We start from the raw sequence: 979 nt of genomic DNA, 5'->3' as shown, positions 1-979 counted from the left end.
GCCTATTACGGATTGTTCGCGGTCTTCCCTGTCCTGCTGCTGTTTTCGACGATCCTCGGGTTCATCCTCGCCGGGCATCCCGACCTCGAACAAGACATGATCAACTCCGCGCTGGCCGATTTTCCCATCCTGGGGACCCAGCTACGCAGTTCCACCCACCCGCTGCGGGGTAACGGCTGGGCCCTGGTCCTCGGTGTGCTCGGTGCCCTCTACGGGGCCCAAGGCATCGGCCAGGCCGCGCAGAACGCCATGAACACGGTATGGAACGTTCCGTTCAAGGACTGGCCCGGCTTCGTCGGCCGCCGCATCCGAGGAATGACGATCCTGGTGTTCCTCGGCCTCGGCATGCTGCTCTCGACCACCCTGATCGGGTTCGCTCCCCGCCTGGGCGCGCTGTCCGGGGCATGGACCATGGTCGCGTCGGCGGCTGTGAACTTCACCGTGTTCCTGGTCTGCTTCACCGTGCTGACCTCGGCCACCGTGCAGATCAGAGACGTGGTCGTCGGCGCAGTCATCGCCACCGTCTTCTGGGAGATCCTCCAACGCATCGGAGACTGGTTCGTCCGCTACACCATCGACCACGCCACCGACGTCTACGGTTTTTCGCGATCGTCCTCGGACTCCTGTCCTGGTTGTATCTCGGTGCGCGGCTGACCCTGCTCGCCGCCGAGATCAACGTCGTCCTGCGTTACCACCTCTGGCCCCGATCGATGACGCAACCGCCGTTCACCGCGCAGGACAAGTCGGCGATGGTGCTCCTGGCCAAGATGGAGGAACGCCGACCCGAGGAAACCGTCGAGGTGAGTTTCACCGACGAGGCGGACCGGCAGCCACTCGACGACACCACCCTTCCGCCCCGCCGGCACCGGCACCGGCACCGGCACCGATGACACCCTGGCGAACCCGCCACGCACCCGGGGGGTTACCCACCTCGACCGACCCTCCGACCGGCGACCCGCATCCGCCTCACTACGCTCCA

The 979-nt window shown here is 65.8% G+C and carries 2 protein-coding genes; both read left to right on the top strand.

Translation table 11 applies throughout. The features are described 5' to 3' along the window. On the top strand, positions 1-654 hold a 654-nt coding region (locus R1101_RS28685; protein WP_232284829.1), incomplete at its 5' end, for a YihY/virulence factor BrkB family protein. Continuing rightward, positions 633-890 carry a hypothetical protein gene (locus R1101_RS31260; protein ID WP_016935743.1) on the top strand — a complete coding sequence of 86 codons (258 nt, stop codon included), beginning with the start codon at positions 633-635 and terminating at the stop codon, positions 888-890. The genes R1101_RS28685 and R1101_RS31260, both read left to right, overlap by 22 nt. Positions 891-979 lie beyond the last annotated feature (89 nt).

The organism is Rhodococcus sp. R1101, from assembly GCF_000278445.1.
GTDB classification, from domain to species: Bacteria; Actinomycetota; Actinomycetes; order Mycobacteriales; family Mycobacteriaceae; genus Rhodococcus; species Rhodococcus gordoniae.
This window is presented reverse-complemented; position numbering and strand designations above follow the sequence as displayed.